This window comes from Paraburkholderia tuberum STM678 (genome assembly GCF_902833905.1).
In the GTDB taxonomy this organism is placed as follows: domain Bacteria; phylum Pseudomonadota; class Gammaproteobacteria; order Burkholderiales; family Burkholderiaceae; genus Paraburkholderia; species Paraburkholderia tuberum.
Genome location: NZ_CADFGP010000212.1, coordinates 1 through 314 on the forward strand (window position 1 = coordinate 1; position 314 = coordinate 314).

At 63.4% G+C, this 314-nt stretch carries 1 protein-coding gene; it reads right to left on the minus strand.

Going from position 1 to position 314, the window contains the following annotated elements; genetic code table 11:
* Window positions 1-314: IS66 family transposase zinc-finger binding domain-containing protein (locus tag HWY30_RS40990; protein ID WP_176079075.1), on the minus strand; the 314-nt coding region annotated here is incomplete at both ends.

A 314-nucleotide genomic window follows, 5' to 3' on the forward strand; every position in this document is an offset into this window, starting at 1 on the left:
CGCGGGATGATACGGGGCGGTGCCGGCGTAACCTTGATGCCGAGATCGCAACATGGGCAGGCGTACTTGATACGCTGATGCTGGGTGACTCGCAACTGCTCGGGAATGACATTGAGCTGCTCACTGATCTCGACGCCGATCTCGACGAGCGCGTGTCCGTCGTGATCGCAGAAGCGCTCTGCCTCAGGGAGTTCGTGTCGCACGACATCACGCGGCAGATTGGGATCGAGAGGCTTGCGGTGGCCGCGCTTCTTGCGCTTGTGGGCCGCGACCTCGGTTCCGGGGGTATCTTCCTGCGCGGGAGTGGCGTTCGC